The organism is Sedimenticola selenatireducens, assembly GCF_007625115.1.
Classification (GTDB): domain Bacteria; phylum Pseudomonadota; class Gammaproteobacteria; order Chromatiales; family Chromatiaceae; genus Sedimenticola; species Sedimenticola selenatireducens_A.
This window is the reverse complement of the sequence record NZ_VMNH01000004.1, coordinates 307,042-330,198: the sequence shown is the minus strand read 5'-3', so window position 1 is coordinate 330,198 and position 23,157 is coordinate 307,042. Positions and strand designations below refer to the sequence as shown.

At 48.5% G+C, this 23,157-nt stretch carries 20 protein-coding genes; 9 read left to right on the top strand and 11 right to left on the bottom strand.

What is annotated here, in order from left to right:
- Window positions 1-16: 16 nt before the first annotated feature.
- The 3 genes from FHP88_RS03585 to FHP88_RS03575 all read right to left on the bottom strand — a co-directional run bounded on the left by FHP88_RS03585 (window position 17) and on the right by FHP88_RS03575 (window position 3,412).
- The gene (locus FHP88_RS03585; protein ID WP_144357615.1) at window positions 17-1,558 is read right to left on the bottom strand and encodes a tripartite tricarboxylate transporter permease; all 1,542 of its coding nucleotides are present in this window, start codon (window positions 1,556-1,558) and stop codon (window positions 17-19) included.
- A gap of 12 nt (window positions 1,559-1,570) precedes the next feature.
- Window positions 1,571-2,317: a tripartite tricarboxylate transporter TctB family protein gene (locus tag FHP88_RS03580; protein ID WP_186297583.1), complete on the bottom strand. Its 747-nt coding sequence runs from the start codon at window positions 2,315-2,317 to the stop codon at window positions 1,571-1,573.
- Between the two features lie 96 nt (window positions 2,318-2,413).
- On the bottom strand, window positions 2,414-3,412 hold the full coding sequence (locus tag FHP88_RS03575) for a tripartite tricarboxylate transporter substrate binding protein (RefSeq protein WP_144357613.1): 999 nt from the start codon (window positions 3,410-3,412) through the stop codon (window positions 2,414-2,416).
- Window positions 3,413-3,700: 288 nt separating this feature from the next.
- On the opposite strand from FHP88_RS03575, the gene FHP88_RS03570 reads away from it, so the two are divergent.
- The 4 genes from FHP88_RS03570 to FHP88_RS03555 are packed head-to-tail and all read left to right on the top strand — an operon-like array spanning window position 3,701 to window position 7,425.
- Window positions 3,701-4,702: an SMP-30/gluconolactonase/LRE family protein gene (locus tag FHP88_RS03570; RefSeq protein ID WP_144357612.1), complete on the top strand. Its 1,002-nt coding sequence runs from the start codon at window positions 3,701-3,703 to the stop codon at window positions 4,700-4,702.
- Between the two features lie 45 nt (window positions 4,703-4,747).
- A complete protein-coding gene (locus FHP88_RS03565; protein ID WP_144357611.1) occupies window positions 4,748-5,803 on the top strand; it encodes a Gfo/Idh/MocA family protein in 1,056 nt (351 codons plus the stop codon).
- Between the two features lie 38 nt (window positions 5,804-5,841).
- Window positions 5,842-6,534 carry a GntR family transcriptional regulator gene (locus FHP88_RS03560; protein ID WP_186297582.1) on the top strand — a complete coding sequence of 231 codons (693 nt, stop codon included), beginning with the start codon at window positions 5,842-5,844 and terminating at the stop codon, window positions 6,532-6,534.
- 36 nt (window positions 6,535-6,570) lie between these two features.
- Complete coding sequence (locus tag FHP88_RS03555; RefSeq protein ID WP_144357609.1) at window positions 6,571-7,425, top strand: NAD(P)-dependent oxidoreductase; 855 nt, start codon at window positions 6,571-6,573, stop codon at window positions 7,423-7,425.
- A 40-nt stretch (window positions 7,426-7,465) separates the two neighbouring features.
- On the opposite strand, the gene FHP88_RS03550 is transcribed toward FHP88_RS03555, so the two are convergent.
- From FHP88_RS03550 to FHP88_RS03530, 4 genes are all read right to left on the bottom strand, one after another.
- On the bottom strand, window positions 7,466-8,947 hold the full coding sequence (locus tag FHP88_RS03550) for a phospholipase D-like domain-containing protein (RefSeq protein ID WP_144357608.1): 1,482 nt from the start codon (window positions 8,945-8,947) through the stop codon (window positions 7,466-7,468).
- A gap of 805 nt (window positions 8,948-9,752) precedes the next feature.
- Complete coding sequence (locus tag FHP88_RS19080) at window positions 9,753-10,718, bottom strand: DUF1566 domain-containing protein (RefSeq protein WP_186297581.1); 966 nt, start codon at window positions 10,716-10,718, stop codon at window positions 9,753-9,755.
- A gap of 331 nt (window positions 10,719-11,049) precedes the next feature.
- Window positions 11,050-12,447 carry a sigma-54-dependent transcriptional regulator gene (locus tag FHP88_RS03535; protein WP_144357607.1) on the bottom strand — a complete coding sequence of 466 codons (1,398 nt, stop codon included), beginning with the start codon at window positions 12,445-12,447 and terminating at the stop codon, window positions 11,050-11,052.
- Window positions 12,440-14,296 carry an ATP-binding protein gene (locus FHP88_RS03530; protein WP_144357606.1) on the bottom strand — a complete coding sequence of 619 codons (1,857 nt, stop codon included), beginning with the start codon at window positions 14,294-14,296 and terminating at the stop codon, window positions 12,440-12,442. The genes FHP88_RS03535 and FHP88_RS03530 overlap by 8 nt, the downstream gene beginning before the upstream one ends.
- 332 nt (window positions 14,297-14,628) lie before the next feature.
- On the opposite strand from FHP88_RS03530, the gene dctP reads away from it, so the two are divergent.
- From dctP to FHP88_RS03515, 3 genes are all read left to right on the top strand, one after another.
- The gene (gene dctP, locus FHP88_RS03525; RefSeq protein ID WP_313957278.1) at window positions 14,629-15,630 is read left to right on the top strand and encodes a TRAP transporter substrate-binding protein DctP; all 1,002 of its coding nucleotides are present in this window, start codon (window positions 14,629-14,631) and stop codon (window positions 15,628-15,630) included.
- A 107-nt stretch (window positions 15,631-15,737) separates the two neighbouring features.
- The gene (locus FHP88_RS03520; protein WP_144357605.1) at window positions 15,738-16,367 is read left to right on the top strand and encodes a TRAP transporter small permease subunit; all 630 of its coding nucleotides are present in this window, start codon (window positions 15,738-15,740) and stop codon (window positions 16,365-16,367) included.
- Window positions 16,367-17,773, top strand: a complete 1,407-nt coding sequence (locus FHP88_RS03515) for a TRAP transporter large permease (protein ID WP_335341549.1) — start codon at window positions 16,367-16,369, stop codon at window positions 17,771-17,773. Before FHP88_RS03520 ends, FHP88_RS03515 begins: the two co-directional genes overlap by 1 nt.
- Before the next feature lie 149 nt (window positions 17,774-17,922).
- Here the strand turns inward: FHP88_RS03515 and FHP88_RS03510 are convergent, their stop codons facing one another.
- The 3 genes from FHP88_RS03510 to FHP88_RS03500 form a co-directional block, all read right to left on the bottom strand.
- Complete coding sequence (locus tag FHP88_RS03510; protein WP_144357604.1) at window positions 17,923-18,483, bottom strand: OsmC family protein; 561 nt, start codon at window positions 18,481-18,483, stop codon at window positions 17,923-17,925.
- Between the two features lie 60 nt (window positions 18,484-18,543).
- Window positions 18,544-19,377, bottom strand: a complete 834-nt coding sequence (locus tag FHP88_RS03505) for a class I SAM-dependent methyltransferase (RefSeq protein WP_144357603.1) — start codon at window positions 19,375-19,377, stop codon at window positions 18,544-18,546.
- 166 nt (window positions 19,378-19,543) lie between these two features.
- Window positions 19,544-21,070 (bottom strand): winged helix-turn-helix domain-containing tetratricopeptide repeat protein, encoded by a 1,527-nt coding sequence (locus FHP88_RS03500; RefSeq protein ID WP_144357602.1) that lies wholly within the window; start codon window positions 21,068-21,070, stop codon window positions 19,544-19,546.
- Window positions 21,071-21,572: 502 nt separating this feature from the next.
- On the opposite strand from FHP88_RS03500, the gene FHP88_RS03495 reads away from it, so the two are divergent.
- Entirely contained in the window at window positions 21,573-22,145 is a 573-nt protein-coding gene (locus FHP88_RS03495) for a DJ-1/PfpI family protein (protein ID WP_144357601.1), read from the top strand.
- A 109-nt stretch (window positions 22,146-22,254) separates the two neighbouring features.
- Window positions 22,255-22,605 carry a ribbon-helix-helix domain-containing protein gene (locus FHP88_RS03490; RefSeq protein ID WP_144357600.1) on the top strand — a complete coding sequence of 117 codons (351 nt, stop codon included), beginning with the start codon at window positions 22,255-22,257 and terminating at the stop codon, window positions 22,603-22,605.
- A gap of 88 nt (window positions 22,606-22,693) precedes the next feature.
- Here FHP88_RS03490 and FHP88_RS03485 read toward each other — a convergent pair whose 3' ends face one another.
- On the bottom strand, window positions 22,694-23,068 hold the full coding sequence (locus tag FHP88_RS03485) for a DUF4399 domain-containing protein (RefSeq protein WP_420492989.1): 375 nt from the start codon (window positions 23,066-23,068) through the stop codon (window positions 22,694-22,696).
- Window positions 23,069-23,157: the final 89 nt, after the last annotated feature.

Genomic DNA, 23,157 nt, shown 5'->3' with positions numbered 1-23,157 from the left:
TGCATGGCATCCGTAATTATTTTTCACTCTGTTGTCCTTGCTTTGAGCTGATGCGAGTCCAAATGCTGGATTTCAGACGCTGGTATATGGGCAGGCGTGTCAGCACCGTGAGTACGATTACAAGAATGAGTAAAATGGCAACAGGGCGCTCAAAAAAGGGCATGAAGCTGCCGTCGGATACCATCAGTGCGCGACGAAGATTCTCATCGGCCATCGGACCCAGGATGACGCCGATCACCAGCGGGGCAATCGGATATTTCATCTCAGTCAAGAAGTAGGCAACAATACCTATGGGTACCATCAGATAGAGATTGAAGATATTGAGTCCCAGGGCATAAGAGCCAATCACGCAGAGGACACCAACAATGGGTAGGAATACGGCCGTCGGTATTTGTAACAATTTAACGACTTGGCGGGCGAGAAAAATACCGTTGATCCACATCGCCAGTGAAGCAAGCAGCAGAATTGCACAGATCTCAATAAAGAAAGAGGGATTCTCCAGGCCAATCATGGGGCCAGGTGTCACGCCATGTAACATCAAGGCCCCCAACAACATCGCCGCTGGTGGGCTACCAGGAATGCCCAGTGTGAGTAAGGGGATGAGCGCACCGCCAATGCAAGCGTTGTTTGCCGTTTCAGATGAAACTATCCCGGCTGGTTCGCCTTTGCCAAAATTTTCAGGATTCTTCGATGTGTTCTTCGCTGTGCCATAGGAGACCCAGCCCGCGATATCTTCACCTACACCCGGCACTGTGCCAATGCCGATACCGATCATGGCAGAGCGGAAGATATGTTTCATATTATGAAGCACTGTACTGAACTCTGGCAGAATGCGCCCAAAGTCTTTCGGCTGGGATAACTTGATTCGATCACGAAGCACTTTGATAATCTGGGGAATGCCAAATGCACCAATCAGCACCGGCACTACTTCAATCCCACCATCCAGTTCAGGCATATCAAAAGTAAAGCGAGGAAAAAATTGCAGCCGGTCACGCCCTATGCAAGCCAGAAGTAATCCTAATAGTCCGGCTATCCACCCTTTATAGACAAGGTCTTTGCTGGTCAGTGTGCCACTGATGACAATGCCAAATATGGCCAGCAGGAAAAATTCGTAAGAGGTGAATTGCAGGGCGATTCCGGTAATCAATGGCGCTGCCATGACCAGCGCAATCATACCGATAACCGTACCGATAAATGACGCGGTAGTTGTCAGGCCCAGTGCGCGACCACCTTCTCCTTTCAAAGCCAGTGGGTAACCATCCATGGCCGTGGCCGCGGCGGCAGCAGTACCTGGTATGTTGATCAGAATCGCTGGATAAGAGCCGCCATAGATTGCACCCACATACATACCCAGCAGAGCAATCAATGCTGTATTAACGCCCATGCCATAGGTCAATGTTGTCAGCAGAGCGACGCCTAAGGTTGCTGTCAGACCGGGGAGTGCGCCAAAGATGATACCTAAAAAACTACAGCCAAATAGCAGCAGGATATTCGAAGGTGACGACATCAAGCTGAAGAGGGTGCTAAAAAAAATACCGAAATCGTTAAAGAGATCCATGCGGTTGACCTGTTAGCTATGGGTACGGAAGAGATACTTGATCTGTTCCATCAGTTCGATGTAGATCCCTTCAGAGGGGAGTGGCACTAAAAGACCAAACTTGAAAATGGGACAGAGAATGGCTGGTACCAAGATCGATACTAAAAGCGCCACTCTTAGTTTTTTTACGTACGTCTCATCCTCATTACGGGCATTCTGGGAGATCAGAAAGAGACTGAATAATCCAAAGGTAGTGAGACCATCTGTTAGCCAGTGATTGGTCGGTTCACCTGTAATCTTGGTGATAAGTAAAAGTGCACCGGCAATGAGTGTGTAAAAAATAATGTTGATGATGAGTACATCTTTTCGTTCAAGGTAATAGCCACTGATAAAGGTAAACAAAAAGAGTACGCTGGCAATAAAGAAGTCGACGTTGGGAATGTAGGCGTAAACAAAGGCACTGAAAAAGACGACAACGCCAATAAAGCGAAGATCTCCACGACCTTGTCTGGTCTGAATAACATTTTTGTCACGCCATACGGCAGACCAACCATGAAATACTAAGGCATTACCCACGAGCACCAGTGCCAGGATAAAGAGCAGCAGTCCAATGATGAGTGGAAACAGCGCGGGTGATACATACCAGACATTCTGCACACCACCGTAGGAGTCTGTCATAGGGTAGGTGGACGCCTCCCACAAAACGCCCAGTGACAGCAGTATGAGTAGTATGCCTGTCTTGAAATCGTCTCTTCTGAGTTTGCCTTTGTCATTTTCCATGGCACATGCACCTCTGTGTCGAATACCGAAAATGATGGGGCTGGAGTGACCAATCATGTTTTATTGGCCACCCCTTGCCCAATTGCTAACGCGTTATCAGGGTTTTGCGATAGCCAGCTTTTCTGGGCTGATCTTGGCTGCGCCCAGGTCATGCAGGGTCCAGCCAAACAGAGACTCCAGATTGGCAAACTCTTTACGCGCCTCTGCACCCGTCTTGCCGGAGAGTACGTAGTAGTTTTTAGCCGCCCACTCTTTAACCGCTGCGCTGTCTAAAGCGGTCTTGAATGCCATGGAGAGTTTCTCTTTTACCGCGTCAGGTGCGTCATTGCGTACGGCCATGCCGATGGCTTGCGAGATTGGCAGATGCTCGGACAGTGAACTGTAGGCTGAAAATGCAGAGGGAATATCACCGACGCCTTCAAGGTTTTGTCCTGAATTAGTCAGGGTTGCCAGGGCACGTAGTTTGCCACCCTTGAGCAACTGTTGCTGTTCCGCCAGAGAAGTAACAACGACGGTCACTTCACCCGTCATCGCTGCCGTCTGTGCAGGTGCAGAACCTGCATAAGGAATGAAGTTAAATTCAGCACCCGTACCTTTCATCACCGCTAAAAGGTTCAGGTGATGAATGGATCCGGCCCCACCAGCAGAAGCCTTGATAGCGCGTGGATTCTTTTTTGCAGCCTCAACCAGTTCGGTGAGTGTATTGTAGGGTGAGTTAGCGGATACAGAGATCAAATCGGGTGAGCCGCCGATGATGAAGGGATACCAGATATCCATCTTCTTGTCCCAGCCGCCTTGGACGCCTGCAGTAACACAGGATTCTGAGAGGCCGACAATGGTATAGCCATCAGCTGGTTTCTGAGCGACATGGCTCATTCCGATTGAACCGGCAACACCGCCGGGTTTGTTGATAACGTTGACGTTGACGCCCAGGGCTTTTGCCAGTTCAGCAGAGACCACACGATTACTGACATCGGTGCCACCACCCGCAGACCAAACCACCACATTGGTAATATCGCGTTCAGGAAAAGAGCCTGCAAAGGCCGTTGTACTTGCAATCAGCAGTGCTGAGAGTGCAGTGAAAACCTTTTTCATCGAAATCCTCCAGATCTTAGTTTAAGAGCAGCCCCTCGAAAGCACCGTTCAATGGGGTAATCAAGGGGCTTGGGTTCACTTGTTGGCATCCAGCAGTGCAATTCTTCTGGTTCCGGTCGGGAGAAAAATGCCAAATGAGCGACGGAAATAGTGTATACATTAATGCATTGATAAATCAATACGGAAAATAATATGTTTTACAATACGTATCAGAACGGGCTATCTTAAGCGTTAATAAGGGTGCTCGAGCGCTGATTAATAAATAGGCTAGAGGGGTGATCTGGTAGCATGAGTGAAAATAAAATAAATATAGATATCAATGAGATAACTCTTGTTGGATCGAATTTGAATCGGCCAGAATGTGTCTTGGCTAACGCCTCAGGACGGCTTTTCATGGCGGACTGGCGCGGTGGCGTGGCCGTGCTCGAACCCGATGGAAATGAGTGGCTGCTGTTAGCAAGGGATGCTGATTTTGAAATAAAACCGAACGGAATTTGCCTGTTGGAAGATGGCAGTTTTCTGCTGACACACCTCGGTGCTGAGGAGGGCGGTGTCTACCATCTGAGTGAATCGGGTGAGCTGACCCCTTTCCTGATAGAGATCAATGGCGAACCACTGCCGCCCACCAACTATATTCATCTGGACCGGCAAGGTCGTTATTGGATCACAGTTAGCACGCGTCTCATGCCAAGAGCAAAAGGATATCGCCCGGATAATGCCGATGGTTATGTCATCTTGCTGGATAACCAAGGTGCAAGGATCGTTTCGGATAATTTGGGTTATACCAATGAGTGTGTGGTGCATCCGGATGGAAAGCGGTTGTATGTTAATGAGACCTTCACACGAAAACTCACCGCGTTTGATATCACCGAACAGGGTGAGTTGATTAACAAACAAACCATTGCGGAGTTTGGTGCAGGAACCTATCCCGATGGTCTGACGTTTGATGCCGAAGGCGGCGTCTGGATAACCAGTATTGTCAGCAATCGGGTGATACGGGTAGATCCAGAAGGACAGCAGCATCTGGTGTTAGAAGATAATGACCCAGCGCATGTGGCCTGGGTTGAAACGGCTTTCCAAGCAGGGGAGATGAACCGTCCTCATCTGGATAATGTTAAGAGTCAGCGGCTGCAGAATATCTCCAGCCTCGCCTTTGGTGGTCCGGATCTTAGAACGGCTTATTTGGGCTGTCTGTTAGGTGAGAGCCTGGCGAGTTTTAAAAGTCCGATTGCTGGGCATCCGCCTGCCCATTGGCACTTCAGTGGCCCGAAACGGCCCGATCAGCTTTAGTACTTGGTACTTGACGTATTGCACAGAGAGGACGGGAAGATATAAATGGATCGAAAGTTACGCATCGCCACCGTTGGCACAGGTTATTTCAGTCAGTTTCAATATGCGGCTTGGCAGCGTCTTGCTGAGCAGGGCAGAGTTGAGCTGGTTGCCATCTGCAATCGCACCGTGACGGAGGCCGAGCAGTTTATTCAACGCTATGGCGCTAAAGAGGCCTTCAACGATTTTGAAACCATGTTGAATCGTACGCAACCTGATCTGGTGGATATCATCACACCGCCTGTTACACATCCTGATTATGTGCGTTTGGCCGTTGACCACGGAATCCCGGCAATCTGTCAGAAACCCTTCACCCCATCCCTTGCTGAAGCCACTGATTTGGTGAACTACATTGATCAGCAGAATGCTCAGGTAGTTATTCATGAAAATTTCCGCTTTCAACCCTGGTATGCTGAATTGCACCGACAGCTATCAGCCGGGGCGATTGGCGAGCCCTACCAAGTTGCCTTTCGATTGCGGCCGGGAGATGGTCAAGGAGCAGAGGCCTATCTGGATAGGCAACCCTATTTCCAACAGATGGAGCGGTTCCTGGTACATGAAACAGCCATTCATCTGATTGACACCTTCCGCTATCTGTTTGGTGAGGTAAGTGCGGTCTATGCATCACTCTCGAAACTGAACCCGGTGATTGCAGGCGAGGATGCCGGGCTGATTATCTTTGATTTTGAAGGTGGCACCCGAGGGCTATTCGATGGCAACCGTCTGGTCGATCACAAGGCAGAGAATCGGCGTCTGACCATGGGGGAGATGTGTATCGAAGGCGCTGAAGGAACATTGATGCTGGATGGCGATGGCGCAATACATCTTCGAAAACATTCGTCGAACGAGTGGATACAGATCGAGTATCATTGGGAGAATAGAGATTTTGGCGGAGATTGTGTCTATCGATTGCAGAAACACGTGGTTGATCATCTCCAGCACGGTTCAGCAATTACAAACAGTGCCCAGGCTTATCTGCGAAATCTTTATATAGAAGAGGCGATCTATAAATCTGCGGCAACTGGTATGAAGGTAGCCTTGCCAATAACAGTTGAGTCGTAAGTCGTGCTGATCTGTCGGCCGTATTTATGGAAAAAGGTATGACAAAAAAAGTGGAACAACAAAAAAAGAGCAGTAAACAGTCATTTTCCGATCATGCCTATTCGGAACTGAAACGCCGTATTCTGGAAAATGAGATCAGTATGGGCAATCAGTACATGGAGCAGGAAGTCGCTGAACTGCTGAACATGAGTCGTACACCTGTACGTGAAGCCTTGATCAAACTGGCCAATGAAGGGCTGGTCGAGATCCGGCCACGTCATGGTATGCGCATTAAACCGGTTTCACTCAAAGATATGGCAGAGATTTGTGAGGTGTTGACCTCGCTTGAGTCCACGGCGGCTGCACTTACAGCAAAGCGTAACCTGAGTGAAACCGATATTGAAAGAATGAAACAGGCCGTTGTTGATATGGACAAGGCACTGGATAAGGATGACCTTGATGCCTGGGCCAAAGCCGATGAGCGGTTTCACAAATTGCTGGTGAGTCTGAGTGGTAATGAGCGTCTGGCTGCACTGGTAGATACCTACTATGATCAGTCCCATCGTTTCCGCATGTTGACACTGCGCCTACGACCCAAACCGGTTAACTCCAATAAAGATCATCGCGAGACCCTAGAGGCGATTATCCGGGGTGATGCCGATGCTGCACGACAAACGCATAGAAAACATCGGGAACAGAGTGGAAAAATGATGGTTGAGCTGTTGAAGGGGCACGGCCTGAATCAACTCTAGTTTACTGTTTGTCAACGCTATACAGGGCAGGGTGAAATGATGCGTATGGGTTTTATAGGTGTGGGCCTTATGGGGCAGGGCATGGCTGAATGTCTACTAAAAGCTGGCCATGCACTGGTTGTATCCGCGCATTCAAATCACAAGCCGATAGAACAATTGATCTTGCTAGGTGCTGAAGAAGTTGCTGATGCTACTGCTGTGGCGGAATCGGTCGATGTCCTGTTTCTCTGTCTGCCAAATGCGGATACTGTGTTATCGGTTATGAATCAGATAATGCCTGCCTTACGCATTGGAGCACTGGTGATCGATACCTCAACATCACTCCCCGAGCGCTCTTCTGAATTGGCTGCGCGCTTGCGTGATCGTGGTGTGGGTTTTGTTGATGCGCCAGTAACGGGTGGCCCAGAAGGCGCTGCAGCGGGGACCTTGACTTCAATGGTTGGTGGCTATGAGCCCGACTACCAACGAGCCCTTTCATTGATTAACTGCTATTCGGAGAGCGTAGTCTATTTTGGTACATCCGGTTCAGGTAACAAGGCTAAACTGATTCATAATTTTATCACTACCGGTCAGGTGGCTTTGATTGTAGAAGCGATGCGTTGTTGTGATAAAGCGGGACTTGATCGTGCCCAACTCTATGAAGTGCTGAGTCAAGGCGGCGCCAGTTCAAAAACACTGTCCAAGTTGATGCCCAGTGCGCTGGCAGGAAGCTATGATGGTCATCGCTTTACACTTGAAAATGCCAGTAAAGATGTCGATTACATGGCATACATGCTGGCGCAACTCAAAGAACAGAGCCGAATGATAGAAGGGCTTCAACAATTCTATCATCAAGAACTTGAACACTACCCAAAAGATACCTTTCTGAGTGGCCTGCTGAAGAATAAATAAACACTGTAGGGTGGGCACGATTTACGTGCCCACGCCGTCACTAAAGAATCGGATCCAATGGAAATAGCTTCCAGAACCAGAGCTTGATCCGCTTTAGCAGGTTAGCCTCGATATCCGCATCATCTCTACCGGCCAGCCAACTGTTTTCTGGCGCCATATCCTGCGTAATGGATTCGCTTATCTGCTGCACAATATCTGCATCCCGGATCACCACACCTACCTCCGTATTGAGATGAGTTGAACGTGGATCAAGATTGAACGTCCCGACATAGGCCGTTTGATTATCAATGACCAGGCTCTTGGCATGTATGGCAAAGACCGGCATCTTGTTGGGTAGGGCTACGGAGCGTTGCATGAGTTTCCTGGCAACGGTGGCATCGGGCCTGAACTCATAAATCTCGATTCCGCTGGCTAATAACTGTTTGCGCTGTTTGTGATAACCCGAGAAAGCTTGCAAGTTATCGGTGGAGGACAATGAGTTGGTCACGATTCGAATCTTCACGCCGCGATCGATCAGATCGGTGAACAGTGTCAGTCCACCCTCCGGTATTACCAAATAAGGACTTTGTAGGGTGATACTCTTTTGGGCACGGCTTAGCAGATCTATCAACGCTGAAGTAGTGGCACCTCCACCTCCCAATCCATCAGTGCCTGCATTCTTGCCGGGCAGATCACTAATGAACTGGATATCTCCCCACCGTAGAAGAGTCATCGAGTCATCAAACTGTTGCTGCATAGTCTGCAGTGCGAGTCTGACTTCCGGTGCAAAGTTTTCTTGATCTTCTGCATAGGCGTGTAGCCAGGATTGATAGTCACTGACTTGACTCTCTTTCAGTGTCTTAAACTCATCGATCAGTAATTGCTCGACAGGAACGGTCAGTGGATCATTCCAGAAGCGTTGAAAGCTCTTGCTCATCGCCTTGACAACGGATCCAGTCAGGAGCACATCACGATCTCTGAAGTTATAGGCATGGTCGTAGTCGTAATACTCATCAGCCATATTACGTCCGCCGGTAATAGCTGCTGTACCATCAAAGATAACGCTCTTGTCATGCATGCGTTGATTAGACGCGCGGAAATCTGTGACAAATCCCCACAGGCGTTCCCACAAAGAAACACCGACCGAATGGCGCGGGTTATAGATCCGGATATGAATGTTCGGATGGGCTGCAAGGGATAACAGCGTCTCTGGTTCAGCGTCTATCAGAAAATCATCCACAATAATGCGTACGGTAACGCCGCGCTCCGCCGCCCGTAGTAATGCTTCCGACGCAAGTGTGCCAACATTGTCACTGCTCCAGATGAAGTACTGCACCTCAATACTAGACTGGGCCTGATCGGTAAGCAGCGCCCGGTTCAGCAGGGCCTGCTCGCCCTGTTCAAGAACAATAATGCCACTTTTTCCGGGATGTGCCTGACCCTGCAGTGCCAGATACTCAAGAGTTGATGCCTGGTTGAGTAGAGGGACAAAAAGACATAGCAAAGCTATGAGCGAGACGTGCTGTTTGGCTAGGCGATTCATGGTGCCATTTTATAGTGAATTTATAGGGTGCAACACTTTTATATGCTAACTGAGTTGGGTGTCACGATTTGAGTACCCACGCCTTTACGAGATCCGCGTGGGCACAAAGGCGTGCCCACCCTACAGATGTATATCAGAGGTATAAAGGTGAGTAGATACATGCTCAGTAAATTCATCATTTCCTGTTTAAATATCACTCCCTCACCAAAATCACGTGCTACCACTTGGCTATCATTTGCACCCCAGTCCTCATCATAACTACCAAGCGACATCGGCTTATGAAAAGTTGAGTAGGGTCAAGCAATTACCTGCTCGCACAATCTATGTCAGACGGGGTCGTAGTGAATGCAATCCATATGCCGTTGAAAATCCTGTTCATCTCGTATCTGGTGTTCCCAGTAACGGCGTTGCCAGATTGTTGATTCCCGATGTTTGTACTTTGACACAGTGATCTATTTAGGCCGTTTATAATCCGTCCCGCAGGCCAAGTTAACGGATCGTTTAATCACATACTCCATAGCGTAGAATAGTTTTCATCGTCCTGTGGCAGTGTCCAGATACAATGCAGATGACCGGGCGGTAAAGCCCAGGCATCTATTTTGAAGGGGAGTTTTGTGCGAACAGGATGGATGGCCTGTCACAATGCATGGCGAATCTTCTAATCACATAAAATCGGTTGTACCGATTGTGTTGGGGTGTCGGTAGTTGGACATCCTTGTCCACCTTTGTTTATGGCTGTTGATTTCGCGTGGACATGGATATCGTTCCTGCCCTACTTGGCAAACTTCGCCAAGCCATTATGGTACTAGTCATGAATAAATCTAACGTATGATTTATTAATTCCAGGATTCAATTGAATTGGCATGTAAGAATCACCCGTTCTGAGATTGAAGTAACGCGGTGCTCTATCAGTTTGGGAAAAATCAAAGGCGGCATATTCCCCCAACGGCGTATTGGGAAATACCTCAGCATTAATCATCGGCATGCAGTCTTTTGACAGCAATATACTAAATTCGCTTTTATAAGGTAACCGCCATTTTGTTTTATTGGCTAGGTATGTTTTTCTGCCTATAACTATTGCATCTGGGGCTGTAATTTCACGCGGGTTTCCTACACATGTTTGGCCATCCCACTGTTGACCATAACTGCAGCGCATCCAAGTTTTATTATTTCTTCTGTCCGTGATGGTGCCATCGCCATTATCACTATAAGGGCAACTAGGGTTTCCGGCACAGGATGAACAGCTATTTAATATTTGTACCTTCGTTGAATCAGGAGAGCTATCAGTGTTGTTCGCTGTTATATGTGTTGAGTACTTAGGTGCTGCTGATGCTACCGGTTGGATAACCTGCCCAGTTGATGCATCTACAACTATGCTTTCCCCCATGATCACAGATAAGTTTTCTGGGTAATTATATCCAGTGCCTTTAGAGTGGTCGATAACGGCACCAATTACTCCGCCAAAGATAATATTGCCGTACAGTCCTGCAGCAGCACGTGAGATTGCTCTAACATCACCATTATCAATACCCTCTTTTTTGCACTCGATCAGTAAGTCGTTTGACGATTTATGAATTGAAACCACTGAAGGTGTTTCAGTACTCCAATCTCCTTTGTCATTTCGTAGTGCGCATTGAGCAGCTACTACCTTGCTGCCATCCTTATTGGTAGTGGAGAGAGAAATTGACTGCATTTCAGATGAGGTGATACTTGCGCATCCTGCCAATATGGTGGAAATAAGTATCAAGCCAATTAATCGAAAAACTAACATAGATCATCCTCATGAATTAAATTCTAGTAAATATAAGGTTTACAATTTTAGATCAAGCTCTAGTGGTTAATGATTTGATGCATATTTGATATAGCAAGGCTGGCATAAAGAGGTTTACGTATCCGATAGGTGGGCGCGTTTCCGTGCCCACGTTGCCACTAACCCCGCGTGGACAGAGATAATGTGCCCACTTTCCACGGTTATGAATAGGGGTGTGGGTGAATAGCATCCTGCCTCAATTGAATAGTCCTTAAAGTGTTTATAGATTATCAAAGAAAAGGAGTTATAAGAACCCCTTTCTTTAATGTATGTGCCCTGTGTGACTCATCAACTAGAGATAATCCTTTCGCTTGATCTCATACTGGATCATTTTGTTATTTAAGGTTCGGCGGGGAAGGGTGAGATCCTCCATCACTTCACTGATGTTGCCTTTGTGTTTTTGCAGGGACTGGATGATGAGTTGCGCTTCGAATTGTTGTACCCGCTCATTGAGTCCGTTACTTGAGGGCGTATTGATCGTCGCATCATTTCCTCCTAACAACGAACGGATACTGCGGGTGGCGCCAACACCCAGAACGTAACGCTCTGCGATGTTTTTTAATTGGCGCACATTGCCTTGCCAGGGGTATTCGATCAGGCTGGTCAGGTCATCATCTGTAGGTGGCATATAGGGTCGTTCAAATTGATAGGCGGCCTTCTGGGCGAAGTGACTAAAGAGCAGGGGTATGTCCTGCTGTCGTTCGCTCAGCCTGGGTATAAACAGTTCTGCGACATTGAATCGGTAGTAGAGATCTTCCCTGAAATCTCCCTCGGCTGAAGCGCTTTCCAGGTTTACCTTGGTCGCAGCAATAATCCAGATGTCGAGATCGATTGTTTTGTTGGAGCCGAGCCGTTCCAGTTTCCGCTCTTGTAGAACCCTCAATAACTTGATCTGAAAGTTGAGTGGCATGCTCTCGATCTCATCCAGAAACAGGGTGCCGCCCATGGCGTATTCTATTTTTCCAATACGTTTTTCTGAGGCGCCGGTAAAGGCTCCTTTTTCATGGCCGAACAGTTCGCTCTCGAACAAGGTGTCTGGAATAGCACCGCAGTTAACTGCAACAAAGGGACCTTCAGAGCGAGGACTCCATTCGTGCAGGCACTGGGCGACGAGCTCTTTGCCCGTTCCGGTAGCTCCGTTGATGACTGTGTCTACAGGCGTGGCGGCGAGTTGCACAATCTGCTGACGTAATTGTCGAATAACGGGAGAGCGTCCAAGTAGTCGGTGTTCCAGGCTGGCCCCTCGATCAACAATCCGCTTTAGTTTTTGGTTCTCTAAGATCAGCTGACGTTTTTCCCAGGCTCTTTGAATGCGGTCAGTCAGCAGTTCCGGTTCAACCGGTTTTTCCATAAAATCATAGGCTCCATCGCGTATCGCTTTAACAGCCATCTTTATGTCGCCATGAGCCGTAATGAGTATTACAGGCAAGTCTGGATCGATATCGGCGCATCTTCTGGCTAGCGTCAATCCATCCATGCCGGGCATTTTTATATCAGAGACAATAACATCCGGTGATTTAGTGGCAATTTGCTCCAGGGCCGTTTCTGCACGAGCAAAGGTTTCTACCGACATGCCGGCCAGACGCAGCCACTGGCTGGTCGCTTTGAGTACGGCTGCATCATCATCCACCAGTATGATCTGCGGTTGGTCACTGTATTCTGTTTGAGAATGATCGTTATGATTAATCATGGAGGCTTTCCGGTGCGGGTGCAGTGTCCAGAGATAATTTAAATAAGGTGCCTTCTGCTGTGTGCTCGACCACAGTGAGGTCGCCACCAAAGGCCTTGGCAATGCCATAAGATACTGAGAGGCCGAGCCCCAATCCTTCTCCGGGTGGCTTGGTGGTGAAGAAAGGATCAAACACACGAGGTAGATCATCGGGATCGATTCCGGGACCGTTATCCGCAATCAGCAGATCGGTCTTTTCATCATTCGATTCTATCCAGATGCGCAGTTGATGTGGTGGTTCTTGGCCAGATTGCTCCATGGCATCCAGTGCATTGCGGATCAAATTAATCAGTATCTGTTCAAGCTTGATCTCATCTGCGACTACAAAACAAGGAGACTTTGTCGGCTGGATGTCGAGCACAAGTGTGGCCTTATCAAGACGGGGGCGCAGTATCAGCAGGGCATTATTGATGACGTTGTTGATTTCTATCGATGTCGTAATGTCACGTGATTTACTGGCGAAGTTTTTCAGATGTGACACGATGCTAGAGACTCGGCGAATCATGTTGCTGATATCATCGAGATTCTCAAGTGCACTCTGTTTATCTTCCCGCTGTAGCAACAGGCGTGCGCTCGCCGCAAAGGTCTGCATGGCCGAAAGCGGTTGACTGATTTCATGTACAATTCCCGCAGACATTTGACCCAGAGCGGCCAGTTTTTCAGCCTGTATCAACTCTTCATGCGTCTGCCTTAACTGCTCCTCAGTTTGAATGCGACTGTTGATCTCTTTAATCAGTTGGCTATTGGTTTCGTTTAACGCCTGAGTACGTTTGGCAACGCGTACTTCGAGTAAGCGTCTACTCTGTGAGCGATTAACTATAATTACAGTCAGTAGAATGAGCAGGATGGTGAAGAGCATGCCAATGAGGAGGGCAGAGCGTTTTCTGCTAGCCAAGTCAGTCAGGTCAGAGAGGTAATACAGGGTCCAGTTCAGATCACTGATTGGGCGCTGATGTAGCAGGAAGTTTTTGTCTTCGCTGGTAGATTGGTTATCTCTAGCCAGTTTTATGATGCGATGACCTAGTGGTGAAACTTTCTGCTCCAGAATATTCAGCGGTGTAATGAGACTGCTGCCGTATTTTTTTTCTGCGGTCAGTCGGTCAAGTGTGGATGCATCAATCATGCTCAGACTGTTGTACTTCCACTGTGGATTGCTGGAGAGAAAGATAATGCCGTCATTATCAGCGACCAGCACCCGTTCGCCTCCTCGCGTCCAGTCATGCTCTAATTGCGTCATGTCGATTTTGACGACAGCGACGCCAATGATCTGCTTGCCCTGAAAGACGGGTCTTGAGAGAAAGAGGCCTGGCTCACCTGTGCTGGCGCCTACCGCAAAAAACTGCCCTGTGTTACCTGCAATCGCATCTTGAAAGTAGGGGCGAAAGTGATAATTGTTACCGACAAAGCTTTTTTGCTCTTGCCAGTTGCTCGATGCAACTACCTCACCTGTTTGATCCATGAGATAGAGCACTGCAGCTCCTGACTCGATCTGCCAGGATTTCAGTTTTTTATTAACCGCCAGTTGATCTCTTCTTTCCGATAACAGCAAGCCTACCTGCTGATCGCGGGAGACAATATAGGGCAGGTAGTCAAAACGTTGTTTTGCCGCTTGCACTGTCGAAGCATAAAGCTCTAGTCGTGCATTGCCTTGCTGGTCAAGGGATTCGAAGTGTTGCTGTTCAGTCCATTGCGTAAGTCCAATTGAAAGAAGTGAACCCAATATCAAGGTCGTAACCAGTATCAGCAGATACTTGCCCAGCGGTGATTTGTGACCCTCAGTAGTCACAACTGCAGCTGTTGAATGATTCATCCAAACGATCCCGGTGGCTGTTTTGGCGTGTTAGTAAGAATTCCGAACAGCAGAAAAGAATGCACAAATTGAACCACCCTCTAGACCGAGTAATTACGACGTCATCGGCAAGATTAGGCTCATAGCGTCAAATATGATAGGCCAAATTTGGCCTGTATCCCATGTGAAGCGCCGGGCTGCCCACTATGCCTGTGAGAGACGGATATATAAAAACCAGTAAAAACAATAAGATAATCTAGTTATGGTACTCCTGGCCTGAATCTTGAACTAACCTCCGGGAGTTTGGCTGGTATCACGCTGGCTATCCATAAATAGATCGGAGGAGATTTGAGATGCAGATGAAGAAACTGGCACTGATCAGTGCGCTGGCGGCAAGTTTTGTAGCGGGTGAGGTTGCAGCAGCGACAGAATGGAATGTATCAACCTGGGGTAAGCGCCGGGCCTTTACCGAAAATCTGGAGAAGCTGGCAGAGCTGGTTGCTCAGAAAACCAACGGTGATTTTAAACTGAATATCTCTTATGGAGGGTTATCAAAGGCTAAAGAGAATCTTGATGGTATCTCTATTGGCGCTTTTGAAATGGCGCAGACCTGCGCGTTCTATCACAGCAAAAAGAATCCAACCATCACTGTTGCAGAACTGCCTTTTTCTCGTGACGTAACGCTCACTCGAATGACCGAGATCTACATGGAATTGTTCAAACACCCGCTGGTTGTCAAAGACCTGGCAAGATGGAATGCCACCTTGCTGATGCCAACTCCCATGCCTCAGTACAATATTGTCAGTAAGAGTGATGCATTGAATCAACTCGCTGATTTTTCAGGTCTGCGTGTCAGGGGACCGGGTGGCATTATGGGGGTACTCTCAAAACTGGGTGCAGTCAGTACAGGAGTCCCCTTTACCGAAGTACGCCAATCGATGGACTCCGGTGTAATCGATGCAGCATCCTTTGCACCACACGCTCATCTCGCAACCAACTCTTACAAGGTGGGCAAGTGGGCAACGACCAATCTCAATCTGGGTACGGCCAATTGCCCTGTCATTGTTAACACCGATGCACTGAATGCTCTGAGTCCTGAACATAAAGCGGCCTTGCTTGGTTCGGTGGATGAAGCGTTGGCCTATTATGTGAACAATTATGACAACAATACGACGGGGAAATATGAAGCGGCGATCAAGGAGTCGGGCTTGACCCAGGTGACTTTTACAGCTGAACAGACCGCTGAACTGAATACCTTGGCTGAGTCAGTAAGAGCAGAGTGGGTGAAAGAAAATAGTGGTGATTTTGATGCACAAGCCGTGCTTGATTTTACCAAGGCTCAGTTTGCCAAATAGCGTTTGTAAGTAATGGGCGTCCGTGTCGCATCATTCGACACGGATGCTTCATCATCGCGGTAATGCCGTGTTGCAGATTTGTTTTAACTGAATGCTGTGAGTAAGCCATGTCTTCATCCTCTACCGTGCTGGAAGATGGTTCCAGACTGAGTTGGGCCGATCGTACCTTGTTTCGTTTTGAGACTGTGCTGACCCTGCTCGGGGGCATTGTCATTCTACTGTTGGTATTCCTTGCCTCAGTCAATGTGTTGGGGCGCTGGCTGTTTGATCTGCCGATTAATGGTTATGTCGATTGGGTAGAACAAGCGATGGCCTTTTTTGCCTTTCTCGGTATTGCCTATACCCAGCGAATGGGTGGGCACATACGCATGGATATGTTAGTGGGTCATCTTAAGGGTAGGCTACTCTGGCTCAGTGAGTTCATCTCGGTTCTGCTTATGTTGGGAGTAACGCTGGTATTAATCTATGGATCGTATCTGCATTTTTATCGTGCCTTTCAGATTGGTGACTCTTCATTAGATATTGATCTTCCCACCTGGCCTGCAAAGCTTGTTGTGCCTGTGGCGTTGAGTATTCTTGCATTAAGACTGATGCTACAAATCTGGGGATATCTCAGGGCGGTGAAACAGGGTGACGATGAGCCGATTGCCGTTCCACTGATTGAAGATGCGGCCACAGTTGCTGCCAAAGAGGCCGAAGCTGTCATGGGCTCATTGACGGAAGAGGAGGCTAAGTAATGGGTCTCTTTGAAACGATGGGTGCAATGGACAACATCAGTATCGGTATCTGGGTCACTGGTGTGATGCTTTTATTGGTTGTGATCGGTGTGCGAGTGGCCTTCGCCGCGGCTATTGCCGGTTTTATCGGGTTGGTATGGATCTTTTCTGCCAAGATGGGTTTTGAAAAAGGCTTTCTGGTTGCCGTTAAAATGGCGGGAACGATTCCTCATTCCAAGGTCTCTACCTTGGCGTTGTCACTGATTCCAACTTTTATACTGATTGGTTTTCTCGCCTATCACGCTGGCTTGACTCGTGCACTGTTTGAGGCGGCCAAACGCTGGGTTGGTTGGTTGCCCGGAGGAATGGGTGTGGCGACGGTTTTCTCAACAGCCGGATTTGCAGCGGTATCCGGTGCCTCTGTCGCGACCTCAGCGGTGTTTGCCCGTATTGCTATTCCCGAAATGCTGAAGTTGGGTTACGACAAACGTTTCGCTGCGGGGGTGGTTGCCGCAGGTGGTACGTTGGCCTCTTTGATTCCACCTTCTGCCATTCTTGTTATCTACGCCATTATCGTTGAGCAGGATGTAGGTGCGCTGCTGATGGCAGGGTTTCTCCCGGGTGCGGTATCGGCTTTGATTTATGGTGGGTTGGTCGTGTTATTGGCAGTGACGCGAAAAGACTTTGGTCCACCTGTCACCGGTTTTAGCTGGAAGGAGCGTTTTGAATCCCTTCCCGGTTCCTTTCCCATCTTTTTTGTTGTGGCCATTATCGTGATCTGCATCTATGGCGGTGTAGGGACACCGACTGAGGCCGGCTCTTTGGGTGCCCTGATGATTTTGATTATCGCACTCTACAAAGGGATGCGCATGCACGCCCTGAAAGAGTCGCTATTGGAAACGGCTAAGCTAACGGTGATGATCTTTACCATTATCTGGGGTGTGCTCCTGTATGTCCGCTTCCTGGGCTTTGCAGATCTACCGAGTGCCTTTTCAGATTGGATCACTGGCCTGGATCAGAGTCCTATGATCACCTTTCTGATGATCCTTTGCGCCTATGCCGTACTGGGCATGTTTATGGATGCCATTGGTATGCTGCTACTTACCCTGCCTGTAGTCTATCCGGCGGTGATGGCACTCAATGGGGGTGATGCGGTAACAGCTGCCGATTCTGCCTTTGGGGTGTCAGCTGTTGGTTGCTCCATCTGGTTTGGCATTATTGTCGTGAAGATGGCCGAGCTCTGCCTGATAACACCGCCCATCGGTCTTAACTGTTTTGTGGTTGCCGGAGTCCGGCCAGAATGTTCTGTGCAGGATGTATTTCGTGGCTGCACGCCGTTTTTCGTGGCGGATGTCATCACGATTGCCGTACTCATCATGTTGCCGGGTATTGTTTTGTGGTTGCCGGGGCTGATGGGGTTTACCTGAGCGAACTGAGTGATGCGCAATATCAGGTAGTAGTGTTGCTATCGCATGAGTAATCATATATAGATCTATAGGCCTGCAGATAGCCGCCAATGCTATAAAGGCGGCTATCTATGGCAGGATATTAATCTATTATGCCGCTACAAAAACTTTTACGAGCTGTCTGTCCGTGACGCTGCGTTAAAGCTCGTCTCAACAGAAATTCCGGTACGTAATGTCTGCAGGACAATACAACTGTGCTCTGAAGCGGCTGCGAGTTTTTCAATAAGCCTGGCATCAGTACCTTCTGCCGCCTGGAAATTAACACGGCATTGCATCTTCTGGAAACCGACGGGAACGCTTCGGTCAACAAGAAGTGTGCCGCGCACATCTATGTCGGCTATGACCTCTACTTCTAGCGATGTCAGCGATACCCCCATTCGATTGGCAATAATACGCAGCGTCGAATCCAGGCAAGCCGCCAGGGCCGCGGAAAGCAGATCACCCGGATTGGGTGCGTCGTGGTAACCGCCTACAGCATAGTGAATACCAAATGGCCACGACACACCATAGTCTGGTTTGCCGGGCTGGACCATTCCATGAAAGGGGTCGCTTGTGCTACCTCCTGATGTTTTAGCCCGGTCGGTGATAGCGGCTTCCTGGGGGTTATCATTATAACGTTCACGTAATGGGTCCTGCCGATCACGGACGGTCATGTTGTCTTGATGGGTCATTGTTTTACGCCTCACAGTAATTTGATAAGGGTGTGCTCGATAGATTTCAGCCACATAGGCTTACTTAACGGCTACGATCTCCAGATACTCTGATGGGACCACCATTGTCCCGTCATCAGCCTTGTTGAACCGCTGAATCAAGTTCAAAACATCGGTGCTTAACTTTGCACCCGTGGATTCATCAAGCGATTCAAAGGTCTTCAACAGGGGCCCGTAATAGGTGGCGAACAAGTCGAGCCAATGTTGGGGTGATTGATATCGAAAGGTAAAATGGCGCGATTCACTCTTTATCTGCGCCGTATGTGGACCGAAGTTGTTTTCCAGAAATGTTGTCGTTCCCCATGTGGAGGGTGAATTTACACCGGAGGGTGGTGAGATGTACTGACCGATGATCTTAAACAATTCGCCGATAAACCCCCCAGGTGTCCAATTCGCCATGCCAATCTTTCCACCAGGTTTACAAACACGAATCAACTCAGACGCCGCTTGTGATTGATTGGGTGTAAACATCACGCCAAAGGTTGAAATGACATTGTCAAAACTATTGTCCGAGAAGGGCAGTGCTTCTGCATCGGCTTGCTGATATTCGATCGCCAGGCCATCTGCTTCAGCTCGCCGTTGGGAGTGAGCAAGAAGTGTTGGAACATAATCGGTGGAAATTACTTTACAAAAACGTCGTGCGGCAGCCAGGCTCGCATTCCCATTACCACCGGCAACATCCAGGACACTCTGTCCCGCATGGAGATCCATGGCCTCACACAGCTGTTCCCCTGAAATCTGCAGGGTCACACCCACCCGGGAATAATCACCGGAACCCCAGGCGATTTGTTGTTTGGTCTTGATCACATCGTAATTTGGTGTTTGTGGCTGGATATTGTGAGCGGTGTTAGTCATGACGTTCTCCTCGGTATTTTACTTGTGTGTTGGTGTCGAATTGTTCTGCTGTGAACCAACTGAGTGAAATACTAGTGAGGGTAAGCGGGGCGTGCTTGTGGCTAATGTGGAGGTTTTATGGGGATCTTGTGTAGACGAGCTAAAAGGGCAGTGTCATGCCAAATATTTAGCATAGTGCCCGTAACTGTTTTCCCAATTTGGCGGTAATCAGCGCATCTATCTCTGTGTCTGAAAGGTCGGGCTTGATCCTGTAAGCTTCAGCCAGCGCCTGTTGTGCGGCTTCGGGCATTCTGCGGCACAGCAATACAGCAGCGAGTACTACACGTGATAAGTAGGTTCGATCATCCCGTTGACAGGCAAGCTCCGCCCGAGCCTGAGCAGCCTCCAGCTCATGAGTGAGCATCAACGCCAACGCCAGAAGCGCTTCCCATACGGCTAGACGATTATCCAGTGGGCTCATGTCAATCCCACGAGTCAGGTAAGTAACGGCGAGTTCCGGGTTGTTATCGATCAGGCAAGCGGAGCCGAGTGCGGCCCAGGCTTGGGCGTTGTTTGGATTGAGTTCAACGGCATTCTTGAGTATAGGTAGGGCGCGGCTAACCAGGCCAAGATCGGCCATCGCGCAGCCGGCAAAGCCCAATACGGTCGAATCCATATTATCCAGTTGCAGTGCAAGCTCGGCCGCTTGAATGGCTTCCTCCCTTGTCTGCTCCCGTTCACCCAGCAGTCCAACGCGATGACCTAATGCCAAAATCAAGGATAAATAAGCGGGCGCCAAGGCGAAATCCATGTCGAGTGCTGCGCTTCTACGTAGCAAGTCGGCCGCTTCTGAGAACGTGTCTATGTGCCAACCCTTCAGTGCCAGAATACCGCTGGCTTCGAGATATAACGCTTGCGCGCTTGGCTCATCTTCGTTGGTTCTAACGCTGTTATAAATGGCGCGATTTAATTGTGGTTCCAGTTTAGCAATGATAGCTATAACGGCACTGTCCATATTGCCTTTATTATCATTCTGTGGCTGTTCAAATTGTCCCGCCCACAATCGAAACCCAGATTTGGCGTCTACCAATTGGATGTTTGTTCTGATTTGATTATCAAGTGTTTGCACATTACCTTCAAGCACATAATCAACACCCGTTTCTTCATGGATTATTCGAGCGGTCGGCGCAACATCACGATCAGCGTAGCTGGAGGCTGGTGAGCTGATACGTAAAAGGGGGATACGATTCAGTATCGCGTCCAGGTTGGCTACCAGCCCTTCAGCGAAGACATGTATGGCAGGATGGTCAGTTATAGCTTTGAAGGGCAGAACAATTAACGAAGGTTCGATATATTTTGCTCGAAGCGCTGTCGATTTACGGGTTTGTGCTGCAAACGGCTCTTGGTCTTTATCGATTATGCCAATAAACTGAAAGCCACGTCGTTGTAACGTCTTGATATATATCTGCCGTTTACCACTATCGCCTAATGCCTTTCGAGCGGACTTAATACAACTTGCCACCGTTGAGTCGGATACGATTCTCCCGCTCCATACGACTTCAATAAGATCGTCACGACTGAAAACAGTATTTGGGTGTGTTACAAAATGGACCAGTAGGTCAAACACCAATGGTTCAATCGCGATTCGCTCGCCTTTCCTGCGCAATTCATAGCGCTCGGTGTCGATCTCCATGTCGGCAAAACGAATTATCATGCTGAATATCCTTGCAGGTATCTTTCCAGATAGGCCAAACGTTGATTATGCAGAGTGATACTTTGTCAACAGATCGGCTTCGCACTAAGCATATAGGGTTATTCTTAGGCTTGGAAGCATGACTCAAGGGTGAGGGTTTAGTGAAATTCTGCTTTATGACGGATCTTTATGATGGTGTAGATTGAAAATGCCAGTGGAGTAAAATAACTCTAAGAGTCGAATGGCACTTACTTAAGCAGATTCGTATCCAATGTAGGATGGGTTAGGCGCGTTGTTTGCGCGGTAACCCACCAACCGTGCCGTCAGGCACACCTTAAACAAACGACTTGTGTTGCTACGCAACGCTTGGTGGGTTACGCAAAAAACGCTAACCCACCCTACATTTGAGCTTAAGTAAGTGCCACTCTCCTAAGAGTAAGGTTTTATGTAGTAGTCGCTTAATACCTCCTGGGTGCAGCGAACTGCTAGTCTGCAGGCTCGATTACCAATAGGAGGCAGTGATATGCAAAATAAAAAAATTCTGATGATCACGGGTGATTTTACGGAAGATTACGAAACGATGGTGCCATTCCAGGCACTTCAGGCCGTGGGTCATACAGTACATGCGGTATGCCCTGACAAAAAAAGCGGTGATACTGTCGCGACTTCAATACATGACTTTGAGGGTGATCAGACCTATACCGAGAAGCGAGGCCACAACTTTACGCTCAACGCCAGTTTTGATGAGATTAATCCTGCGGACTATGATGCGCTGGTAATACCAGGTGGGCGTGCGCCCGAGTACTTACGTCTGAATGAGAAAGTGAATGCCATGGTGCGACACTTTTTTGTTGAGAATAAGCCAGTCGCCGCAATTTGTCATGGGGCGCAACTATTAGCGACTGCCGGTGTCTTGGAAGGTAAGCGTTGTTCGGCCTATCCAGCCTGTATGCCAGAGGTGAAAATGGCAGGTGGTGAATACGCTGAAATTGCTATTGATGCGGCAGTAACGGATGGTAATCTGGTCACTGCACCTGCCTGGCCTGCGCATCCCGCCTGGCTTGCACAATTTATGGATTTGCTTGATAAGCGATAGTCAGCTTGCAATATTTCCAGACTGACTACTATAACTAGGGTAGATCATTGATGGTTTGGTGGGCGTGTAGGCCTATCAAACCAAAATCCTACTTCCTGCAGAGATAACTATGTGCAAACTTTTCATCAATGCAAATGCGAATAACTGGGTCAGTAGTACCAAGTCATTAAGGATTGATGGCATGGTGACCAGTGTGCGTTTGGAGAACTATTTTTGGAGCACGCTGGAAGAGATTGCTCAGCGAGATGGGATGAATGTCCCGCAAATGATCACCCGGCTTTATCACGAGTCTATAGACGCCGGCCATGACTTGGGGAATTTTACCTCGTTCCTTCGTGTCTGTTGTATGCGTTATCTCGCATTGCAATTAAGTGGTGAAATTCCGGATCAACCGGATGTGACTATAGCCTCGCTGGATGCCGATCAAATCCTGTTGAGAGAGGCAAAAGAACTTCACTAGACCAGAGTACTGTCTTTGGTAATTCAATAGAGCTTGTCGCTTACGTCCACTGCTTAATGTTCAGGCAGTGGACGTATCTTTAACTTATCTACTGCACATTAATAGTTACTATCTGCGAAACCACTGGCGGATCATGAGGGATATGGCCTTTGTCTCCCAGTATCAGCTGCAAGGTATGCGGTCCTGGGCTCAGTGTGAGTTCCGTTTCTGTCTGTCCGGCACCAAAATGCTTGATCTCCTTTCCGAGTGGTTGATCAAGAGGTGGCATCATCTTGCCGTCGACTAACAGATGATGATGTCCGGTAGCCTCTTTTTCAGTACCTGCTGGCGCCACGCCCATGCCTTTAAGCCCAAAGATTACGGTGAAGGTCGAGGATACTGTGGAGCCATTCGTTGGTGACACGATATACACAGATGCGCCTGTAGGCGATTTCGATCTGGGCATCTCGTTGGCGATAGCCATGCTGGAGTATATAACGGCTATGAAAAGTAAAGTTTGCTTAATCAAATGCATACATCCTCCTTGTTGTATCACTGATATCTAGTGATCTA

What these genes read in the sequence shown, in the direction of transcription:
- FHP88_RS03565 (WP_144357611.1), top strand. Translation starts at nt 4,748, where the DNA reads ATGGATCGAAAGTTACGCATCGCCACCGTTGGCACAGGTTATTTCAGT.
- FHP88_RS03560 (WP_186297582.1), top strand. Translation starts at nt 5,842, where the DNA reads ATGACAAAAAAAGTGGAACAACAAAAAAAGAGCAGTAAACAGTCATTT.
- FHP88_RS03495 (WP_144357601.1), top strand. Translation starts at nt 21,573, where the DNA reads ATGCAAAATAAAAAAATTCTGATGATCACGGGTGATTTTACGGAAGAT.
- FHP88_RS03520 (WP_144357605.1), top strand. Translation starts at nt 15,738, where the DNA reads ATGTCTTCATCCTCTACCGTGCTGGAAGATGGTTCCAGACTGAGTTGG.
- FHP88_RS03580 (WP_186297583.1), bottom strand. Translation starts at nt 2,317, where the DNA reads ATGGAAAATGACAAAGGCAAACTCAGAAGAGACGATTTCAAGACAGGC.
- FHP88_RS03490 (WP_144357600.1), top strand. Translation starts at nt 22,255, where the DNA reads ATGTGCAAACTTTTCATCAATGCAAATGCGAATAACTGGGTCAGTAGT.
- FHP88_RS03530 (WP_144357606.1), bottom strand. Translation starts at nt 14,296, where the DNA reads ATGAATCATTCAACAGCTGCAGTTGTGACTACTGAGGGTCACAAATCA.
- FHP88_RS03515 (WP_335341549.1), top strand. Translation starts at nt 16,367, where the DNA reads ATGGGTCTCTTTGAAACGATGGGTGCAATGGACAACATCAGTATCGGT.
- FHP88_RS03500 (WP_144357602.1), bottom strand. Translation starts at nt 21,070, where the DNA reads ATGATAATTCGTTTTGCCGACATGGAGATCGACACCGAGCGCTATGAA.
- FHP88_RS03575 (WP_144357613.1), bottom strand. Translation starts at nt 3,412, where the DNA reads ATGAAAAAGGTTTTCACTGCACTCTCAGCACTGCTGATTGCAAGTACA.
- FHP88_RS03485 (WP_420492989.1), bottom strand. Translation starts at nt 23,068, where the DNA reads ATGGCTATCGCCAACGAGATGCCCAGATCGAAATCGCCTACAGGCGCA.
- FHP88_RS03570 (WP_144357612.1), top strand. Translation starts at nt 3,701, where the DNA reads ATGAGTGAAAATAAAATAAATATAGATATCAATGAGATAACTCTTGTT.
- FHP88_RS03555 (WP_144357609.1), top strand. Translation starts at nt 6,571, where the DNA reads ATGATGCGTATGGGTTTTATAGGTGTGGGCCTTATGGGGCAGGGCATG.
- FHP88_RS03505 (WP_144357603.1), bottom strand. Translation starts at nt 19,377, where the DNA reads ATGACTAACACCGCTCACAATATCCAGCCACAAACACCAAATTACGAT.
- FHP88_RS03550 (WP_144357608.1), bottom strand. Translation starts at nt 8,947, where the DNA reads ATGAATCGCCTAGCCAAACAGCACGTCTCGCTCATAGCTTTGCTATGT.
- FHP88_RS03535 (WP_144357607.1), bottom strand. Translation starts at nt 12,447, where the DNA reads ATGATTAATCATAACGATCATTCTCAAACAGAATACAGTGACCAACCG.
- dctP (WP_313957278.1), top strand. Translation starts at nt 14,629, where the DNA reads ATGCAGATGAAGAAACTGGCACTGATCAGTGCGCTGGCGGCAAGTTTT.
- FHP88_RS03510 (WP_144357604.1), bottom strand. Translation starts at nt 18,483, where the DNA reads ATGACCCATCAAGACAACATGACCGTCCGTGATCGGCAGGACCCATTA.
- FHP88_RS19080 (WP_186297581.1), bottom strand. Translation starts at nt 10,718, where the DNA reads ATGTTAGTTTTTCGATTAATTGGCTTGATACTTATTTCCACCATATTG.
- FHP88_RS03585 (WP_144357615.1), bottom strand. Translation starts at nt 1,558, where the DNA reads ATGGATCTCTTTAACGATTTCGGTATTTTTTTTAGCACCCTCTTCAGC.